The sequence below is a fragment of the Bacillus sp. FJAT-22090 genome, assembly GCF_007676755.1.
Classification (GTDB): domain Bacteria; phylum Bacillota; class Bacilli; order Bacillales_A; family Planococcaceae; genus Psychrobacillus.
Window position 1 is genome coordinate 404,617 of record NZ_VEBK01000001.1, and the last position, 17,883, is coordinate 422,499.

General features: G+C 39.4%; 19 protein-coding genes and 1 pseudogene. 3 read left to right on the forward strand and 17 right to left on the reverse strand.

Features of this window, described 5'->3' with window-relative positions:
- Positions 1-230: 230 nt before the first annotated feature.
- From FS486_RS01935 to FS486_RS02000, 15 genes and pseudogenes are all read right to left on the reverse strand, one after another.
- Positions 231-788 carry a hypothetical protein gene (locus FS486_RS01935; protein ID WP_144509566.1) on the reverse strand — a complete coding sequence of 186 codons (558 nt, stop codon included), beginning with the start codon at positions 786-788 and terminating at the stop codon, positions 231-233.
- Between the two features lie 575 nt (positions 789-1,363).
- Complete coding sequence (locus FS486_RS20620; protein WP_395940823.1) at positions 1,364-2,362, reverse strand: flagellin; 999 nt, start codon at positions 2,360-2,362, stop codon at positions 1,364-1,366.
- Positions 2,363-2,734: 372 nt separating this feature from the next.
- A pseudogene (locus FS486_RS20625) lies at positions 2,735-3,088 on the reverse strand (flagellin N-terminal helical domain-containing protein); the annotation flags it as partial.
- 176 nt (positions 3,089-3,264) lie between these two features.
- Positions 3,265-3,480 (reverse strand): carbon storage regulator CsrA, encoded by a 216-nt coding sequence (csrA, locus tag FS486_RS01945; protein ID WP_144509568.1) that lies wholly within the window; start codon positions 3,478-3,480, stop codon positions 3,265-3,267.
- A gap of 4 nt (positions 3,481-3,484) precedes the next feature.
- Complete coding sequence (gene fliW, locus FS486_RS01950) at positions 3,485-3,922, reverse strand: flagellar assembly protein FliW (RefSeq protein WP_144509569.1); 438 nt, start codon at positions 3,920-3,922, stop codon at positions 3,485-3,487.
- A 22-nt stretch (positions 3,923-3,944) separates the two neighbouring features.
- Complete coding sequence (locus tag FS486_RS01955) at positions 3,945-4,499, reverse strand: DUF6470 family protein (RefSeq protein ID WP_144509570.1); 555 nt, start codon at positions 4,497-4,499, stop codon at positions 3,945-3,947.
- Positions 4,500-4,556: 57 nt separating this feature from the next.
- A complete protein-coding gene (gene flgL / locus FS486_RS01960; RefSeq protein WP_144509571.1) occupies positions 4,557-5,453 on the reverse strand; it encodes a flagellar hook-associated protein FlgL in 897 nt (298 codons plus the stop codon).
- A gap of 17 nt (positions 5,454-5,470) precedes the next feature.
- A complete protein-coding gene (gene flgK, locus FS486_RS01965) occupies positions 5,471-7,087 on the reverse strand; it encodes a flagellar hook-associated protein FlgK (RefSeq protein ID WP_144509572.1) in 1,617 nt (538 codons plus the stop codon).
- 12 nt (positions 7,088-7,099) lie between these two features.
- The gene (locus FS486_RS01970; RefSeq protein ID WP_144509573.1) at positions 7,100-7,594 is read right to left on the reverse strand and encodes a flagellar protein FlgN; all 495 of its coding nucleotides are present in this window, start codon (positions 7,592-7,594) and stop codon (positions 7,100-7,102) included.
- 15 nt (positions 7,595-7,609) lie between these two features.
- Entirely contained in the window at positions 7,610-7,873 is a 264-nt protein-coding gene (flgM, locus tag FS486_RS01975; RefSeq protein ID WP_144509574.1) for a flagellar biosynthesis anti-sigma factor FlgM, read from the reverse strand.
- A 287-nt stretch (positions 7,874-8,160) separates the two neighbouring features.
- Positions 8,161-8,568, reverse strand: a complete 408-nt coding sequence (locus FS486_RS01980; protein ID WP_144509575.1) for a TIGR03826 family flagellar region protein — start codon at positions 8,566-8,568, stop codon at positions 8,161-8,163.
- A gap of 47 nt (positions 8,569-8,615) precedes the next feature.
- Positions 8,616-9,239 (reverse strand): ComF family protein, encoded by a 624-nt coding sequence (locus FS486_RS01985; protein ID WP_144509576.1) that lies wholly within the window; start codon positions 9,237-9,239, stop codon positions 8,616-8,618.
- Complete coding sequence (locus FS486_RS01990; RefSeq protein ID WP_313956962.1) at positions 9,236-10,288, reverse strand: ATP-dependent helicase ComFA; 1,053 nt, start codon at positions 10,286-10,288, stop codon at positions 9,236-9,238. Before FS486_RS01990 ends, FS486_RS01985 begins: the two co-directional genes overlap by 4 nt.
- Before the next feature lie 287 nt (positions 10,289-10,575).
- Positions 10,576-11,421 (reverse strand): DegV family protein, encoded by an 846-nt coding sequence (locus FS486_RS01995; RefSeq protein ID WP_144509578.1) that lies wholly within the window; start codon positions 11,419-11,421, stop codon positions 10,576-10,578.
- Positions 11,422-11,526: 105 nt separating this feature from the next.
- Positions 11,527-12,108: a DUF4440 domain-containing protein gene (locus tag FS486_RS02000; protein ID WP_144509579.1), complete on the reverse strand. Its 582-nt coding sequence runs from the start codon at positions 12,106-12,108 to the stop codon at positions 11,527-11,529.
- 133 nt (positions 12,109-12,241) lie between these two features.
- Between FS486_RS02000 and FS486_RS02005 the strand changes: the two genes are divergently transcribed.
- Complete coding sequence (locus FS486_RS02005) at positions 12,242-13,165, forward strand: nuclease-related domain-containing protein (RefSeq protein WP_186321291.1); 924 nt, start codon at positions 12,242-12,244, stop codon at positions 13,163-13,165.
- 442 nt (positions 13,166-13,607) lie between these two features.
- On the opposite strand, the gene FS486_RS02010 is transcribed toward FS486_RS02005, so the two are convergent.
- On the reverse strand, positions 13,608-14,282 hold the full coding sequence (locus FS486_RS02010) for a response regulator (protein ID WP_144509581.1): 675 nt from the start codon (positions 14,280-14,282) through the stop codon (positions 13,608-13,610).
- 33 nt (positions 14,283-14,315) lie between these two features.
- Complete coding sequence (locus FS486_RS02015; protein WP_144509582.1) at positions 14,316-15,458, reverse strand: sensor histidine kinase; 1,143 nt, start codon at positions 15,456-15,458, stop codon at positions 14,316-14,318.
- A gap of 140 nt (positions 15,459-15,598) precedes the next feature.
- Between FS486_RS02015 and FS486_RS02020 the strand changes: the two genes are divergently transcribed.
- Positions 15,599-16,234 (forward strand): YigZ family protein, encoded by a 636-nt coding sequence (locus FS486_RS02020; RefSeq protein WP_144509583.1) that lies wholly within the window; start codon positions 15,599-15,601, stop codon positions 16,232-16,234.
- Between the two features lie 28 nt (positions 16,235-16,262).
- The gene (locus FS486_RS02025; protein ID WP_144509584.1) at positions 16,263-17,426 is read left to right on the forward strand and encodes a CAP domain-containing protein; all 1,164 of its coding nucleotides are present in this window, start codon (positions 16,263-16,265) and stop codon (positions 17,424-17,426) included.
- Positions 17,427-17,883 lie beyond the last annotated feature (457 nt).

Here is a 17,883-nt window from a genome sequence, read left to right on the forward strand (position 1 = left end):
AGATTTTCACGTCCATTGCATACTAAATGGGAACCTGTTCCTTAGTCCATAGAAGCTGTTGTTCAAGGATTTCTTTTGATTAAGATTCATATCTTCCTCCTCGTTGTTCTCTATCTATTTAACAATGTAGGTATGTATTTTCAATGATGATTCAAAAATTTCTTACCGAGATTCATTTGTCAATTGCATCGAATACAATGTTTGTAGATATTGAAGTTGATTTAATAAAATCACTTTTTAATCATTTTAATGATTTTTTTCTCGTACTTATTTATTATATTATGAATTACGTAAATATCTTTAGATTTTATTGAAACATTGTAACCACTTCGGGATAAGCTATTTAATAACCATTGCAAAGATTCTATTTCTTTGCCATAACTACCTTTTTCGAACTCCTCTAATAACTTGCTTAATCGTTCATCTTCTAGTGCTATTTCAAAGACATAATAATTTTCTTTTTCATTTATTTTTTTTTCAACATTATGAACTATGAGAGGAATAATAATAGTAGCTAATAAACTAGCGACACTAATTCCAATAACTATCGAACCATCTTTAATATATTTTATTTCCGCACTATTTCTATTTTCTTTTAATACCTTGGTATCTCTTGTTAAGGCATAATTACCTGTACCCACAAAGATTTTTTCGAGTTCTTCATGATTACCGTTTTCGAAAAGTACACAAAAAACAATGAGCTGATTTATATCTGTAGCCAAATAACCTAATTCATAAAGTGTATTATTTTTGAAGTCTAATTTTATTTGCATTTCCCATTTTTTCAAGAATGCTCCCCCCTCATGTGCTGATCTATTTGTTCACAGTAAAGAATGTTCCTCTTTTCAATATAATTTCTAAACTAAATCTAAATTTCGTCTTATAATATTTTTTAATGCTCATAAGTGAATAATAATATCTGAAGATTAGTTATAACTTTTAAGCATTTAAAACGCGGTCCGGATTTCCCGGACCGCGTTTTTTAACCAGATTAACGTAATAATTGAAGTACGCCTTGTGGTTGTTGGTTCGCTTGCTTTGCGACTATGTCTTTCGATCATAGAATAGACTATATCTTCACCCTCAAGTGAAACTTGTAGGGGCTGGGCACTTCGAACGTCGTTTGACGCCCTACGGATTTCATCGTCATGGCTAGTTTGCTTTAGACGGTATATCCTAGTCGTTGGACCTTCTCCAGAGTTTCCTCACAGGAGCTTGGCTGCTGATTATCCAATTTCACTTTTTTTCGACCGTTCACGTTTGCCGTTTCCAGCTGCGTTGTAGGAAAGTGAACTTCAGGAAGTTCCAGCAATTCACCCAGTAATGCTCTTACTCGTTACCAAGTAAGACGCCCTTGAATCGATTATCGAAGAAGTTGTAGAACTCCTTGAGGCATCTGATTCGATTGAGCCAACATTGCTTGTGCTGCTTGAGAAAGAATAGAATTCTTTGTTTGGTTCATCATTTCTTTTGCCATATCTACGTCACGGATACGAGATTCCGCAGCAGTTAGGTTTTCAGAAGATGTGTTCAAGTTGTTGATTGTGTGCTCTAAACGGTTTTGGAATGCACCTAGTTTAGAACGTTCGCTTGATACTGTTTCAATTGCTTTGTTGATAGTTTCAATAGCAGCAGATGCGCTAGTATGTGAAGATACATCTAGTGCAGATTCTTTTGCCGTGTTATTTGTACCATCAGTAACAACATTTGTTTTTGTGAAACCAGCATCGCCAGCTTTACCTGTAATACCTAAAGCATCAGAACGCATGTCAGCGATAGAAATACTCATGCTTTGTCCTTTGTTTGCTCCTACTTGGAAAGTAGCTTCAAAATCTTTTTGTACTCCACCATCTTTAATTTCAATTTCATTTCCAGCTAAACCGCCTTTAGTAGCAGTAACAACTAAGTCAGCTGATGCAGCAACATTGCTAAATTTAACACCCTCAATTTGAGATCCAAGTTGAGCTGCAACTGTTTTCGCTAATGCTTGGTCTTTGTTTGCTGTTGCGGCTAAAGCATCACTGATGTTGACACCTATTGCATTTCCAGTATAAGCACCATCGTTTGCATTATAGAATTCTACTTGTTGACCATTAACAGTAAACCCTTTTCCTACTAGATCTTTAATAGCTGTATCAGTTGTAGCGGCTCCTAGTGAAATTGTTTTTGTAGCATTTACTGCTGGTGTAGTTACACCTGCATTTGCAGCGCCATTAGTACCGGCAACACCAGTTATAGCAATTGCTCCAATATTTCCTGCTGCACCTTCAAAAGTTCCACCTTTAACTGCCTCAATAACAACATCGTTACCAGAACCAGTAACTTTATATTGTCCTTTTAAAGTTTCATTTTCATCGATCATTTTTTGGAAAGCGTCTCTTAATCCTGCTGCTGCATTTGCCTGTGAAGGGCTTGCATCAATTGAAACATCTGCTGATGTCGAAGTTACATTATAACCTTTGTTATCCCCTGCAACGCCTCCATTTGCAGCAGAAGCTGTAAACGAAACTGTTAAATCAATACCGTTTAATGTTGTTTTTACTGTATTTCCTGCAGCAGCTGCTGCTCCGACTGTAATTGTTTGCTTAGCTTCCGTTGTTACTTTTTCAGCACCTGAAGTAAGTTTTCCTGAAAGATTAGCAATGTTAGATGTATCTAAATTAGATTTCCCGTCACCTTTTAAAAGACCTTGCGTATTGAACTCAGTAGTATTACCAATACGGTTAATCTCTGAAGATAATTGGTTGATTTCTTTTTGGATTTCATTACGGTCAACACCAACATTTGTATCATTGGAAGCTTGAGTAGCTAGTTCACGCATACGTTGAAGGATGTCATGAGTTTCGTTTAAAGCACCCTCAGCTGTTTGAATCATTGAAATACCATCTTGAGAGTTCTTAGATGCTTGGTCTAATCCACGGATTTGTCCACGCATTTTTTCAGAGATTGCTAGACCTGCTGCGTCATCTCCTGCACGATTGATGCGAAGACCTGAAGCTAGTTTTTCCATTGATTTAGATTGTGCACCAGTTGCACTTGATAATTGACGGTGTGTGTTAAGTGCTGCGATATTGTGATTGATAATCATTATTAGTTCCTCCTTGGAATATGTTGCTCACGTCCATGTGAGCAGTGTTTGTTTTTTTTGTAGGAGACAAGAGAACCGAGCCGGCCGGACCCCGTTTTTCTTGCTTACATAGATAGTATCGGAATCGAAAGATAATGTTTAATAGTTTTACAAATATTTTTTTATAGATTTCGAAATTAATCTTTATGGTTTTTGAATAAGTCTAGATTATTAATTACTGCTTCTGTGTTAGATGTTGATACATCTTGTCTTAATTCTCCACGGATTACATCAATACTTCTTGGAGCGCGTATACCGATTTTCACTTGCTCCCCTTTTACTTCAGAAATAATAATTTCCACGTCTTCGCCGATCCAAATTGTTTCGCCTGCTTTTCTAGATAATACTAGCATTTCTTCACCCCTTTTGACTTTCTGATGAGATGAGGTGACGAATTGCATATTCTTCACTGTTTAAGATAACTTGTTTTGCTTTTTTGTTAGTTGTGTTTAAAATGATTGGTGCTTTTAGATTGAGTGTAGATTGAGCAATAGTTTCTTTTAAGGACACGATTGCAAACACTGCCACTTCTTTTTCGTCTTTTATTTGCAGGGCGTGTACAATTGCTTCATCTACCTCGAAGTTGTAGTTCGTTGTAATTGTATATGGATTAGTAACAATAAATGCTAAAGCCTCTGTTTGAATTGATTGCAATACGTGGAATGCATCATTGTCTTCAATCGGAAGTAATGCGAAGTCTCTTTCTTCTTCAAAACCCGGTATGCCATGTTCAAAAGTCATGAGGGTGGATGGGTCAATTTCTATCTCACCCATATAAGCTGTTTTGATTTTCATTTGCTGAACTCCTTATGTTTAATTACACAAGCCAATCGATTGTAAGTGATGCATGTTGTAGCATTTCCACTTTTACTTTCCCCGGTGTGTAGTTATGGATTGGTTTATTGGTTGTTGTGTTATTGATTACTTTTTGTGGTTCTACTTGGATGTCGACGCTTCCTGGTTCAAAGTTTACTTTAACACTACCATAGGAAGGCACAAATTTAATCGCTAAGCCGGAGTATGGTTGTCGACCTGATTGCTGAGCTTGTGATTTTATCGGATTCCCACCATTTTCGATTTTCATCAGTTCGGTGCCTTGTTGTGCGCGTCTAGCGATGCCTTCTGACACACCTTGATGCCCTTCTGCAGCATAGTCTTCCATTCTTCTTCTAACACTTTTTAAATCAACATCTGCACGAGCTTGTTCTGTGTCGATTGTAAGCTGTGGTTTTGTAGTTTTCATTGTTTGTACTGCTTTTGGTTGTTGTAGATCTAAATTAGCACTAGGTTGTTCAATTTGCTGGACTGGTTTTTGTATATTTAAACCGATTTGTGCTTTTGTTGATTGAACTTGCAGTTTGGGAATATTCATTTTGCGCCCCCTTTAAAGAAAGCGTTTGGAACAATTTGTCCAAACGCTTTTGTTATATTATCGTAAAAAGTCTACTAAGCTTGGTTGAATGATTCGAGCACCTACTGATAGGGCTGCACGGTGAATCGATTCTTGGGTAATCATTTCTGTAATTGCTTTTTCCATGTCAACATCTTCGTTTTCAGACATTTGTTTGGTTGCAATTACTTCTTGTGATTGCAAACGATCATCCATAAGTTCTACACGGTTTTGTCTTGCACCTATGTCGGCACGAGTTGTTAATATATCATTCATTTGCTCGTCAATTTTCCCAATGGCTTCACTGTAGTCGACTTTTCCATCTTTTATATCTTGAAACATTTGATCGATATTTTTAAATACGTCGATTGCATTTGTATTTACTTTAAGCGTTATTCCATCGAATACTTCTATTTCTACATCTTTATTAAAAGCCTCGTTTATTGGATTTCCATCTGCATCCTTGAGTTCTACATATGCAGGTGGATTGGCAGTTGTATTATATGGTGGCGATGTTGTATTAGTTCCACTAAAAATATATTTATCTCCCACTTTTGTGTTAGCGATATTTTGAATATGTTGTCTTAGTTGGTCTAATTCACTTTCAATTTTTGCTCGGTCGTCAGCTGTTGTTGTATCACTTGCCGCTTTTACCGCTAACTCATTTGCTCTTTGTAATGCTGCACCTACTTTATCAAAAGCATCGTCGGAACTATCTAACCAGTTATTTACTTCTCCAATGTTACGTTGGAATTGCTCTACTTTGTCTAATGCTGTTCGGTATCCGATTCCCTTCATTGCCACCACTGGGTCATCAGAAGGGCGAGTCACTTTTTTACCTGTTTCAATTTGATTTTGTAGTTTTCCCATTTTGTTATAGCTATTCGATAAGTTTCGTAGCATATTATTTGATAGCATTGATTGGGTAACACGCATGTATAGTTCCCCCTATTTTATAATCCTACACGGCCCATGCCGTTGATAATTTTGTCTAATGTTTCGTCTACTACTGTAATCATACGCGCCGATGCGTTGTATGCTTGTTGGAAAATAATCATGTTCGTCATTTCTTCGTCTAATGAAACGGAGCTTACAGATGCACGACGTTCTGTTACAGCTTGTTGAAGCGTCGCTGAATTGAATGCAAGGCGTGTTGCTTGTTGACCGTCTACTCCTAATTGACCTATTAGCCCCTCGAAATAAGTTTGGGCACTGACTTTTCCTAGTTCATCCAGGCTAGCAAATTTCATATTTGCTAGTCTTAATGCAAATTTACCGTTGCCTGGTTCAGCGGCTCCCGGCGCTGAATCAGAAGCAACAATTTTTCCTGGATCTTTGATAATTTCAGAAGAAATATTAATATTTTTTGCAGTTATTCCAGCTCCACTATTATCATCTTTGTTAATAAAGAAAGCTTCACCTTGTTTACCATAAATATCCGAACCTTGCGGATAGTTTGCAGTGTCAGCTGGATCCCCCATATGAATTTTATTAAATTCTTTTGCAAATGCCTCAGCCATTTTGTCTAATTTGGCAAGCATATCGGGGTAAAGACCTTTAACAGGGTTAGTAGCATCACCGGTTTCAAAACCATATGAATTTATTAAAGATTTTACTTTACCAGTATCATTTAACTTGGAAAGTGAAATTGTGTCTGTTGTTGCAGAGTCATTTCCATTTGCATCTACCTTTACAAGAGTTAATCCTGTAACAGGACCAGTAGGAGTAATACCATCTCCGCCATCTTCTCTTGAAAGTGCAGGAGATGTCCTGAATTGTTTATAATCCTTGCCATTTATTATTTCAATAGGAGGACCATCATTTAATTTTATGCTTACAGTCACTGAACCTTCTGCGATAGCTAGTGAATTACCCCCGGAAGGTTCATTTTTCGTTTCAATCGGGAAGTACGTCGATAATTCATCAAGTAAAATATCACGTGCATCGTATAAGTCGTTTGGCATATAGCCGTTTGGTTCAATAGCTTGAATTTGTTCGTTGATATTTGCGATTTGTTCTAAGATGGAGTTTACATCTTTTAAAGAGATACCGATTTCTTTTCCAGCGTTTTCTTGAATTTGGGAAATCGATTTGGATAAGTAGTTAAAGGAATCTGCTACTGCGATTCCGCGTTGAACAACTACTGAACGTGCCCCACCATTCTCAGGGTTTACACTTAAATCCTGAAGGGATTTCCAAAATTCATCCATCGATTTTGCCAAACCGTATTCTGAAGGCTCATTTAGTACGTCTTCCATTTGAGTGATTGCTTGGGATCTTGATTCCCAATAACCTAGTTTGTTGGATTCTTGGCGGTATTGATTGTCCACGAAAGAATCACGAATACGTTGAACAGATTGAGCCTGTACACCTGTTCCAAGATGCCCAGGTATTTTCGGTGCGTTTAAGCCTGTTCCTGGATATCCTAATGTTGCTTCCATGTTGACGCGTTGGCGTGAATAGCCGAGTGTGTTGGCGTTTGAGATGTTGTGTCCGGTTGTATATAGTGCGGATTGTTGTGTGTAAAGTCCGCGTTTACTTGTTTCTAGTCCCATAAATGTGGAGCCCATGGGTTCGCCTCCTTATGCTTGTGAATCGAAGTAGGTTTTGTCTTTAGATGGACTTTGTACTTCGGATTTAGAGTAGTTTATTTGGTCTGGCTTTGGTCGTAATGCGTCTAATGTTAAGTTGACGAATTGGAGTGACTGAAGCGTTAGTTTTTGGTTTAGGTCGTTTTGGTGTTTGAGCGTTTCTAGTGTGAGGAGTAACTTGTTGCGGGCTGCTCCTAACTGCTCTTTTTCCTCTGTTGAGTTGGTATGTTCTAAGACAAGTGCAACAGTTGGGTTGTCAGTAGGAGCAAATCCTTTTGCTCGAAGGTAATCCGTTACCTCTATTTGACGCTGTTGTTCTAGCTGAGAAATGCCTGCTACGTGCGCCTGCTCATCCTTGAGCAGTTGGTTTAGACTGTCCATGTCTCCGGTTTTGATCGCTTCTGTCTTTTTGTATGCAATTTCTAGTAAACTTTTGTGTAACATTTCAAGTTTCGTTAGAGACTGCAAAATCTTTTCGATGGACATGCTTATAGTCTCCTTTTACATACGGTAATAATTAAGGATGTTCGATGCTAGTTTTTTGGCATCTACTTTGTATGTTCCTGCCTCGATATCCGCTTTAATGGCAGCAACTCGTTCTGCTTGTTCTACCTCAACTGGAGATTTTGTTTGCATGCTTTTTGCAGCAGATGAGATTTCTAGTTGATCTGTAGTTGGTTTCGTGCTATTTTGCACTTTTTCAGCTTGTTGCTGGTTGCGTTTATATGGATTTACTTGGTTTAAACCGATATTGTTGATTTTCATATTTCTTCGTCCTCCTTTCTTCTTGTAAGAAGTGTCTATAGTTTATTTCGGTTGGATTCGAGAAGTGTTTAGAGTCATTTGAACGATTTATGGAGTATAGGTCTTGGGTATTAAGAGATTAAGTTGAATTCCAAGGGAGTTGGAATGGAAATCACGGGCTGTGTGTGAAACTCGGGGATGTTTGAGTAGAACTCACAAGCTTTATGTGAAATGCAGGGACGTTTGGTTGGAACTTCCTTGGAATGGATTATTTATTCGATAGAAAATAACTCCCACGTTAGTGAGAGTTAATTTAGGTCTTTGTGATAGGTGCTTTCTTTGTTGTTGACTTTGTCACGGAATTCTTGGGCCGCGTCGAATTGACGTAAGCCTTTTTTTAGGTCTGCAGTGCAATCAACGCATAACTTTCCTTGTGTTGTTAGTTTTCCGCAGTTATCGCATGGATAGCCTAGGTTTGGGAATAAGGCTGGTTGCAAGCGACCTTTTCTTACCCATTTGTGGAGAAGGGATTCTTCTACGCCGGTTGCTTCGACGATTCGCTCGACGGTTGCGGCACGATTTTCGCGTTTGCGAAGGAAGCGATAGACTGTTTCGTATAGTTTTTCTTCGTTCATGGCGCAATTGTTGCACACATCTCTTATGCCTGTATAGTTAAAAAATTCGCCGCAGGATGGGCAATTTTTTAGTTCTCCCATAATGGTTTTCCCCCAATATACAATTCTTTAGTTATTATATCGACGGATTATCCTTTTATTAAAGTAATTGCATCCACTCTTGTTGCTCCTGCGTCTTTTAATAGTTTTGCAGCATGATGGATGGTTGCACCTGTGGTATATATATCATCGAATAAAATATAGTCTCGTGCTTCGATTGTGCCTGTCATTTCAAATAAAGGGCTGGCTTCTAGGCGTTCCTTTTTCGACTTTTTTCCTTGTTCAGTCAGAGCTGTTTTCGTTAGAACATGCTGGAAAGGAATCGTTGCACTAGTTAGCAGCTCATCTACTTGGGCAAACGTTCTTAGAACTAGCTTTTTTGGATGCATGGGGATTGGTACGACTATCTCTTCTTTGCCTTCGAATGCTTGATACAGTTGCTCTGAAAATACTTGGGCTAGTGCGACGTCTTGCAAAAACTTGTATTGATGCAAATAGCTTTTCATCGCTTCGTTGTACGTATAGAGTGCTGTAACGGAATCGACTGCTCCTTCATAAAGCGTTCCTTTAAAGTCATCGAAATGGATTTCTATAGCTGATTTAGTAAATTTACTGAGGCATCTATTACATGTAGATGATTCTCTTTCTCTCAAAAACAATTTCGACCATGTGGGTGCGGCTTGAAAGGAGCTTCCGCATATTAAGCAATTCATTGTCGATTCCACCCCTCGATCGCAGCTTGTGCTTTGTCCATTTCTCGAGAAATGCCATGATGGAAAAAAACAATGTCCCCGGTTGGATATTGAGATGAACGTCCGACTCGTCCGCTAATTTGAATCAATGCACTGGAAGTAAAGATTTGTTGTTCCGCTCCGACGACCGCCACATGAACATTTTCAATGGTTATGCCTCTTTCTAAAATCGTTGTCGTGAGTAGACCTGGTATTTTCTTTTCACGAAGCTGCATAACAAGCTCTTTTCGCTCCGGATGTTCCGCGTGAACTCTTGGAAGGTCACATGGAAAGTTTTCAAGCATTTCTATCGTTGGTAAAAACACGAGAAATGGGATTCCGTTTGTCCTTTTTTCATCGATCCATTGCCTTAGTTTAAAAGGGACTTTTCCTTTATTTAGTTTACGAGCGTATCCCCATAAACTATCGAATCTTGGTACAGGTAAATCATGTCCATGATATCTTTTTGAAAGAACGGATTTGTTTGTTGTTTTGAGCGATTTGGTAGGAGTGGCTGTAACATAATGAATGGCAGCGTCTTTTTTTGCAGCTTTTATGACCGCGCTTTGTAATGTGTTGTCTGCATAGTACGGAAAAGCATCTGCTTCATCCACAAAGACGACGTCGAATGCATGCTCAAAACGGTAAAGCTGATGTGTCGTTGCAAGGATCAGCTCAGCAAAGCCTTCTTGGTCGGGAGCCCTTCCGTATAATGCATGGATAGTTGTTTTGGGAAACACTTGTTGAAATCGAGGGAATAGTTCTAAGATAACGTCGGTTCGTGGGGCTGCTACGCAAACTCGTTTTCCTTGCTGAAGGCAGTTAAAGATGGATGGGAATAGTAATTCTGTTTTTCCAGCTCCACAAACTGCATGAAGCAAGTGGGATTTGTTTTGTTCGACGCTTGCGAGAAGTTCTTCACTTGCTTTTTGTTGAAGGGGTGTTAGCTGGCCGCTCCAAGCAAACACATGAACGTTCACGCTGCGGGCATGGTCTGAGTTCCATACTAGTAGCTCCGAACAGCTACTCACCCGCCCCATCCGAATACAGTGGCGACAATAGGTGCATTTTTTGTTACAGCGTGCGCAATGAAATGTGTGAAATAATTGCTGGTCGGTGTTGTTGCATCGATTGCATATGCTCTTCTTTAATTGCCAAAAGTGGGAAGGGGTTTCGATTGTGTCGATGCCATGTTTGAGGTGGATGTGACCGCTTTCGATGTGGGCGTCGATGGCTTCGCACGGAAATGGGGCGTGTTCGCGAAGCCAGATGCGGCCAGTGAGAAATTGTTGTAGCTGTTTGTCCATGGGCATTCTCCTTAGTTGGTTTTTACCCATCCGAGACCCATCGAGCCTTCGCCGAGGTGCGTGCCGATTACTGGACCGAAATAGCTGATCGTGAACTCTACGTTTGGCATAAGTGCCTCTAACTCGGTTTTCCAAGCAATTGCTTCCTGTTCTTGGTTTGCATGAATGATGGTCGCTTGCAGTTTTGCATATTTGTTCGCATCTTCTTGGAGCATGTCTGCAATGCGTTTCATCGCTTTTTTGCGTGTGCGCACTTTTTCGAATGGCACGATGACTTTGTTTTCGAAGTGAAGAATTGGTTTCACTTGAAGGACAGAGCCAATGACCCGTTCGAATCCGTTGAGTCGACCGCCGCGGTGCAGATGGTCAAGGTTGTCCACCATGAAGTATGCACGAGTTGTTTGCTTCATAATGTTTAGTTCGTTCAGGATTTCGTCTGGATGCGCCCCTTCTTGTGCCATTTGTGCAGCACGGATGACGTAAAAGCCTTGCACCATGCAGGAAAGTTCCGAGTCAAATGTATGTACGTCTATGTTGTCCACTATGCTGCCAGCTTGTTTGGCACCTGCGAGTGTTCCGCTAATACCGCTCGATAGATGGATGGAAATAACGGCGTCGTATTGTTTCGATAGTTCTTCAAAATTTTTCACAAATTCTCCTAGAGCGGGCTGCGACGTTTTGGGAAGCGTGCGCTCGTTCCGGACCTTGTCGTAAAATTCGGTTGCGTTGATGTCGATTTCTTCTCGATAAGTGTCATTTCCGATGACAACGCTGAGTGGCACCATGCGAATATCGAGTTTTTCGCGAAGTTCCTTTGGGATATAGGCGGTGCTATCTGTTACTATTGCTGTCTTCATATTAAAATCACACTCCTATTGTTAATTTTACTGAATTCTAATGGGAAATGAAAGCATAAAAACACCCCGGACATGATATTTGTCATATATGCCGGGGTATATTTGTCATTCAGTTGAAGAATCTCCAATAAAGTAGACGCTTGTGACAAGCCATTTATTGTTTTCTTTGACGAATACAGTTACTTGGCGACCATTCCGATCAATTTTCGCACCTGTTCCTGGTTGTTGAAGTGAAGTATGCAAATTAGTAAAGACCTGTGCATTGGTTTTATCATATTTAATGATTGTTGTATTTTCCGCTGTACGTGTAATATCGTATTCGTTGAAGACCGCTTTTACGTCTGCTTTTTCGGTTTCATAGTTGAAGCCTTCTGGATTTTTAGAAATGACGTTCATATAACGGTCCATGTCTTCTTCATTGAAGGCTTCCATGTATTCGTCGAAGGCAGCAAGTATCGCTGTTTTTTCTTTTTCGGGAATGTTGGTAGCTTCCTCAATGTTGCCCCCAGCCAATTCAAAGCCGACTTCTGGTGATTTGTCCTTCGCTCCGTGGTCGGTCGTCGTTTGGACGTTGGCTGGTGCTGCGTCATTTACAGAGCCCGCGTTGTTGTTCGTATCTTCATTGTTATTGCATGCCGAAAGTATCAGTGCGAGCGCTGCAGCAACAATTGTATGTGTAAGTTTCATATGTAAATTTCCCTCCTGCTAGTGGATATTTTGTCATACTTAGGACGAAAACTCAATGATTTGGTTTCATGTAAGATTTGGTAGAATGTTCTGTGTTTTGATTGTAAGATGGTGGTAGATGGGAGGTGAAGTTTTGTCGGGACATAATGCTTTGTTGAAACGAGTATCAAATGACCAGATCGGTGAATTTATTATGGAAGAAATCAGAAAGAAGGATGCTGGTATAAGAGGAGAGAATCGATTAATGCAGAAACTTGGCGAGCTAAAAATGGCTGTTCCTATGAAGTTATTCTCCAATGTTAGTCTGGCTCTAGGGGAGTGGAAGGTGCAAATCGATTGTCTAGTTGTGACAAATTGTTGTCTTATTGTGCTAGAGTCAAAAAATTATAGTGATAATTTATATGTGGACGAGGAGACTGAGGATTTTTATAAAATAACAAGAGCTGGCGAGGAAATCTCCTTACCTAATCCATATTTTCAGTTGATGAACCATATCCGTTTTGTACGTACCTTTTTTGGGAAAGATTTTCCGGATGTGCAAGTGGCAGGCGCTGTCATAATGACTGCCAAATCCAGTAGAATTCGAAAGAAGCCTCCGCACTACCCTTTCTATCAACTTGAAGGAATGAATGATAAAGTAATTCAGTTTTATAACCACTTTAAAGCATATAAGCTATCTTCTTCGGCTTTACAATTGATTGAACAAAAGCTTCGAGCGGATCAAACCCCGTTCACTTATCCCCCATTATGTGAACATTATCATATCTCACCCAATGAAATTATTACAGGAGTTGAATGCCCCGCGTGTGGTGTGCTGGGGATGAAACGCATAGCTACTACTTGGAAATGTATGGTTTGCATGAAAAGTGATCGTTATGCCCATGTTTCTACGGTTAATGACTATTTTTCGCTAATTAAAAAAGAAATCACAAATAAAGAGTTTCGTAGATTTTGTGGCGTTGAATCGAAGTATGCTGCTTCGCGCATGCTTAATAGTATGGATTTAGAAGCACATGGTTCAGGTCCTAGTAGGTATTTTACACAGAAGAAGATATAAATAAGAGATGAGGGGACAACTCTTATGAGATGCGCAACATTCACTCCCGTTTGCGCAACTTTTCTGGGACTCGCAACTTTGACGATGCTTTGCGCAACTTCTATTCGATTTCTCGCAACGTTTTTTGGATTTGCGCAACATTCACTCCCGTTTGCGCAACTTTTCAGGTACTCGCAACTTTGACGACGCTTTGCGCAACTTCTATTCGATTTCTCGCAACGTTTTTTGGATTTGCGCAACATCTACTCTCGTTTGCGCAACTTTTCTGGGACCCGCAACTTTGACGATGTGTTGCGCAACTTCTATTCGATTTCTCGCAACGTTTTTTGGATATGCGCAACATTCACTCCCGTTTGCGCAACTTTTCTGGGACTCGCAACTTTCATTCATCACAAAACACCCCCTCTTGCCAAAGCAAGAGGGGGTTCATATTCCAATTGTATTATCGTACTTCAACCCAACCATTTTTGATGCCGGTTACTACGGCTTGGGTGCGGTCGTTTACGTTCATTTTTTGTAAAATGCTGGATACGTGATTTTTTACTGTTTTTTCGGAGATGAATAGTGTTTCTCCGATAGTGCGGTTACTTTGACCATCTGTTAGTAATTGGAGCACTTCGCATTCGCGCTTTGTTAGCAAGTGGAATGGACGGCGAATTTCTGTTTGATGGAAGTTTCCTTTGTTTTCGCGTTCGCTTAGGCGACGGAATTCGGCAACTAAGTTGCGTGTTACTTTTGGATGTAGGTATGAGCCGCCTTTTGCTACTACTTTGATAGCTGAAACAATAGCGTTTGCATCCATTTCTTTTAGCATGTATCCAAGTGCACCAGTTTTTAGAGCATGGGATACATATGATTCGTCGTCATGGATGGAAAGCATGATAACTTTTGCTTCTGGGTATTTCTCAAGTAATTCAGCAGTTGCATCCACACCGTTTTTCGTTGGCATGTTGATGTCCATTAATACTACGTCTGGTAGGTATTGCTCATATAAGCGAAGAACGTCGTTACCGTCGTCACCTTCAGCGATTACGTCGAATGTGTCTTCGAAATCTAGAATGCGTTTAACTCCTTCACGGAATAATTGGTGATCATCTATTATAATAATTTTCGTCATGTATATTTCCTCCTAATAAAACTGCTATCTTTATTATTCTTCTATTGGGATGCCAAACAAAATGGTTGTACCTTTGCCAGGGGATGAAATAATTTTCATCGTGCCAGCTAGCAAGTCCACACGTTCTTGCATACCAATTAATCCAAATGATTTTTCCTTTGCCACATTTGGATCAAAACCTATCCCATTATCTTTGACGATAATATTCAATTTTTGTTGCACCCATTCAATTTTTACCCATGCTTCTTTAAATTTTCCATGTTTAATGCCGTTTGTTAAACACTCTTGCACTAGACGGAAAATAGCTACTTCGAAATTGGGTTGCAATCGATGTTCTTCTCCAAATGTTTGGAAGTTAATTTTACAAGTTGGATTATATTCCTCAATTGTCGATATATACTTTCGAAGCGTTGGTATTAAACCTAAATCATCGAGTGCCATTGGGCGAAGATCGTAAATGATTCGACGAACTTCTGAAAGTGCATTGCGAACCATTGCCTTCAGTTCGGTAATTTCTTTCATTGCTTCGTCCCCACCACGCTGCTGATATGTAAGATTGATTAAATCTGTTCTAAGTAGTACATTTGCAAGCATTTGAGCTGGGCCATCATGTATTTCTCGAGAAAGTCTTTTACGTTCTTCCTCTTGTGCTTCGATAATTTTTAGGGTGAAATCTTGTTTAATCTTTGCGTTTTCAAGCGCTTCCCCTACATTTTTTAAATCAGATGTTAGATAGTTCATTACGATATTTACTTGATTGACAAGCTGGTCTGCTCGTTCAATCATTTCTAAAAGCCCTTGCAGTCTACGTTCCAGTTCATCTCTTCGTTGTCTTAATTGTTTTTCTTCGTTACGCTTAATGAGGAGATTGATCTGAATTTCATTTGCTGTTTCGTAGGCGCTACGGACTTGAGGCTCATCGTACGAATCAAAGTTTTTCGAGACTTCGGCTAACCGATTTCTTGCTAATCTTGAGTTCGCTTCCAATGTATCCCCTTCTAAAATAACCATTTCAATGTTACTGCGAATTATTTCTAACTCAACTTTCATTTCTTCGAAGCTTTGTCGACTTTGTTCGCTTATAATGAATATATCCTTTTTCGAATGATCCATCACTTCGACCATTCGATCGAAAATAACATCTAACGATTGAGTATTCAAATTCGTCTTCGTCATCTGTTTTTTTCTCCTTTATGAATGTAAATGAGTCTTCATTCACTAATACTGCCAAACCTTATTATAGCACTTTGCTACTAAAAATAAATTAAAATTACTTTACAAGTATATTTCAATTGATACAGAAGGGAATTTTTAATATGAGAAATGATTACCAAACAGTAAAAGGCTACGGAGAGAGCGAACTCATTATTCAAAAATCACGCTTCCTCACTTATGTAGACAGGGCCGAAACCGAGCAGCAAGCACAGGATTTTATTTATAATATCAAACAACTGCATAAAGATGCTACTCATAACTGTTCTGCCTATATAATTGGAGAGCATGATAACATCCAAAAAGCGAATGATGACGGGGAACCGAGTGGAACTGCGGGTGTACCAATGCTAGAAGTACTAAAAAAGCAAGGTATTAAAGATACAGTCGTCGTTGTTACTCGTTATTTTGGAGGTATCAAACTTGGTGGTGGCGGATTGATACGTGCATATGGAAAAGCCACGACAGAAGGCATCATTGCTGCGAAAGTAGTAGAACGAAAGCTACACCATTTGATGAAAGTAATGATTGATTATACATGGTTAGGTAAAGTCGAAAATGAAGTGCGAAACTCTCATTATCCATTAAAAGAGATAAACTATGCAGATTCTGTCGAGGTTTTTATTTATACAAAAGCAGATGAGGAGTCTATATTTACGGAATGGATCACCGAAATTACAAATGGGCAAGCAATAATCGAAATTGTCGAAAAAGATTTTTTGGAATTTGATGTGAATTAGATTATACTTTTACATAAGAGGTGAAGACATGAAAAAGTTATCTATATTAATCTTATTTCTAATGAGTTTAAGTTTGGCTCCAACGATTTCCTCAGCCGCAACTGCCTGTCCAAGTATCGTTAACTGGGACGGGGTTGAACTTAAATCAGGTCAAATTGGGCGCGTGCTCATCCAAAAACCAACGACTATCTATAAAAATGTGAACGGTACTTTCGAATTTTCTAGAGTAGCACAACCTGGTGAAAATTACCGTGTCTATGCAAATAAGTCGACTTATTATCACCTTGGCGGTGGACTGATTATCCAAGAAAGCTCTTCGATTTTATACCAAACGCCTTCCAAACAGAAATTGGATTGTGCAAAGTCTGCTCCGACTACTTTAACGATTGGTAATACAGAATCATCTGTAAAATCCAAACTAGGAACATCACAAAATTCGGTTTTAAACGAATTTGGGACTACCACTTCAATCTATCATAAAAATTACAGTAATTTTTACGCGATTAGTTTGTTAAACAATAAAATTGCGTCCCTTTATACAAAAGATAAACACTATCAAGTAAATGGTATATCTATTACAAATACAATTAGCCAACTAGAAAGTAAGCTAGGAAAGAATTACGAAACGACCGGAAACACCTACCCAATCGAAGTGATAACCTATCAACTACCCAAATATGAAGCTAACTTTTTTATTGATGTCCATAATGACAATAAAATATCTGCTATTCTTCTAGTAGATTACCAACTAATTAATAAAAATCCAAACTTATATCCGAAGCCATCTTCTACATTAGAAGCAAGTTACGAAACACTACTTTTCGAATTAGTAAATGCAGAAAGAAAAGTCCAAGGAGTGTCTGTTTTACAAAATTCCTCTAAAATTGCGGCAGTGGCTAAAAAACATAGTGCAGACATGGGAAAAAATAATTATTTCAATCATGACAACTTAAAAGGAGAATCACCATTCGATCGACTTGCAAACGGCGGTGTCCAATTTAGAAATGCTGGCGAAAATATTGCAATGGGCTATACTAACCCTTATTTCGCACACGAAGCGTTGATGAACTCCCTCGGTCACCGAAAAAACATTGTAAGTACTGCTTATACTCAACTTGGCGTTGGTGCACATTTTGCCAAATGGACATACGGATCCATTCCGTATTATACAGAGAATTTTATTAAGCCTTGATAGTTAGAAAAGGTATCGCAAGTTTTCATACTTGCGGTACCTTTTTTTAATTTCTCGGTTCCCCATAGTGGGTGCCGAGTTCCCCATAGCACCACTTGGGTTTCCCAATACACCTCTTGAGTTCACCAATAGCGCTCATGAATCCCCCAATCATTCCTCAGTTCCCCATTGTGGGTGCTGAGTTCCCCATAACTCCACTTGAGTTCCCCAATACATCTTCCGAGTTCACCAATACTTCTCTTGAATCCCCCAATCATTCCTCAGTTCCTCATAGTGGCTGCCGAGTTCCCCATAGCACCACTTGGGTTCCCCAATACACCTCGTGAGTTACCCAATACTTCCCGTGAATCCCCCAATCATTCCTCAGTTCCCCATTGTGGGTGCCGAGTTCCCCATAGCACCACTTGAGTTACCCAATACACCTCGTGAGTTACCCAATACTTCCCGTGAATCCCTC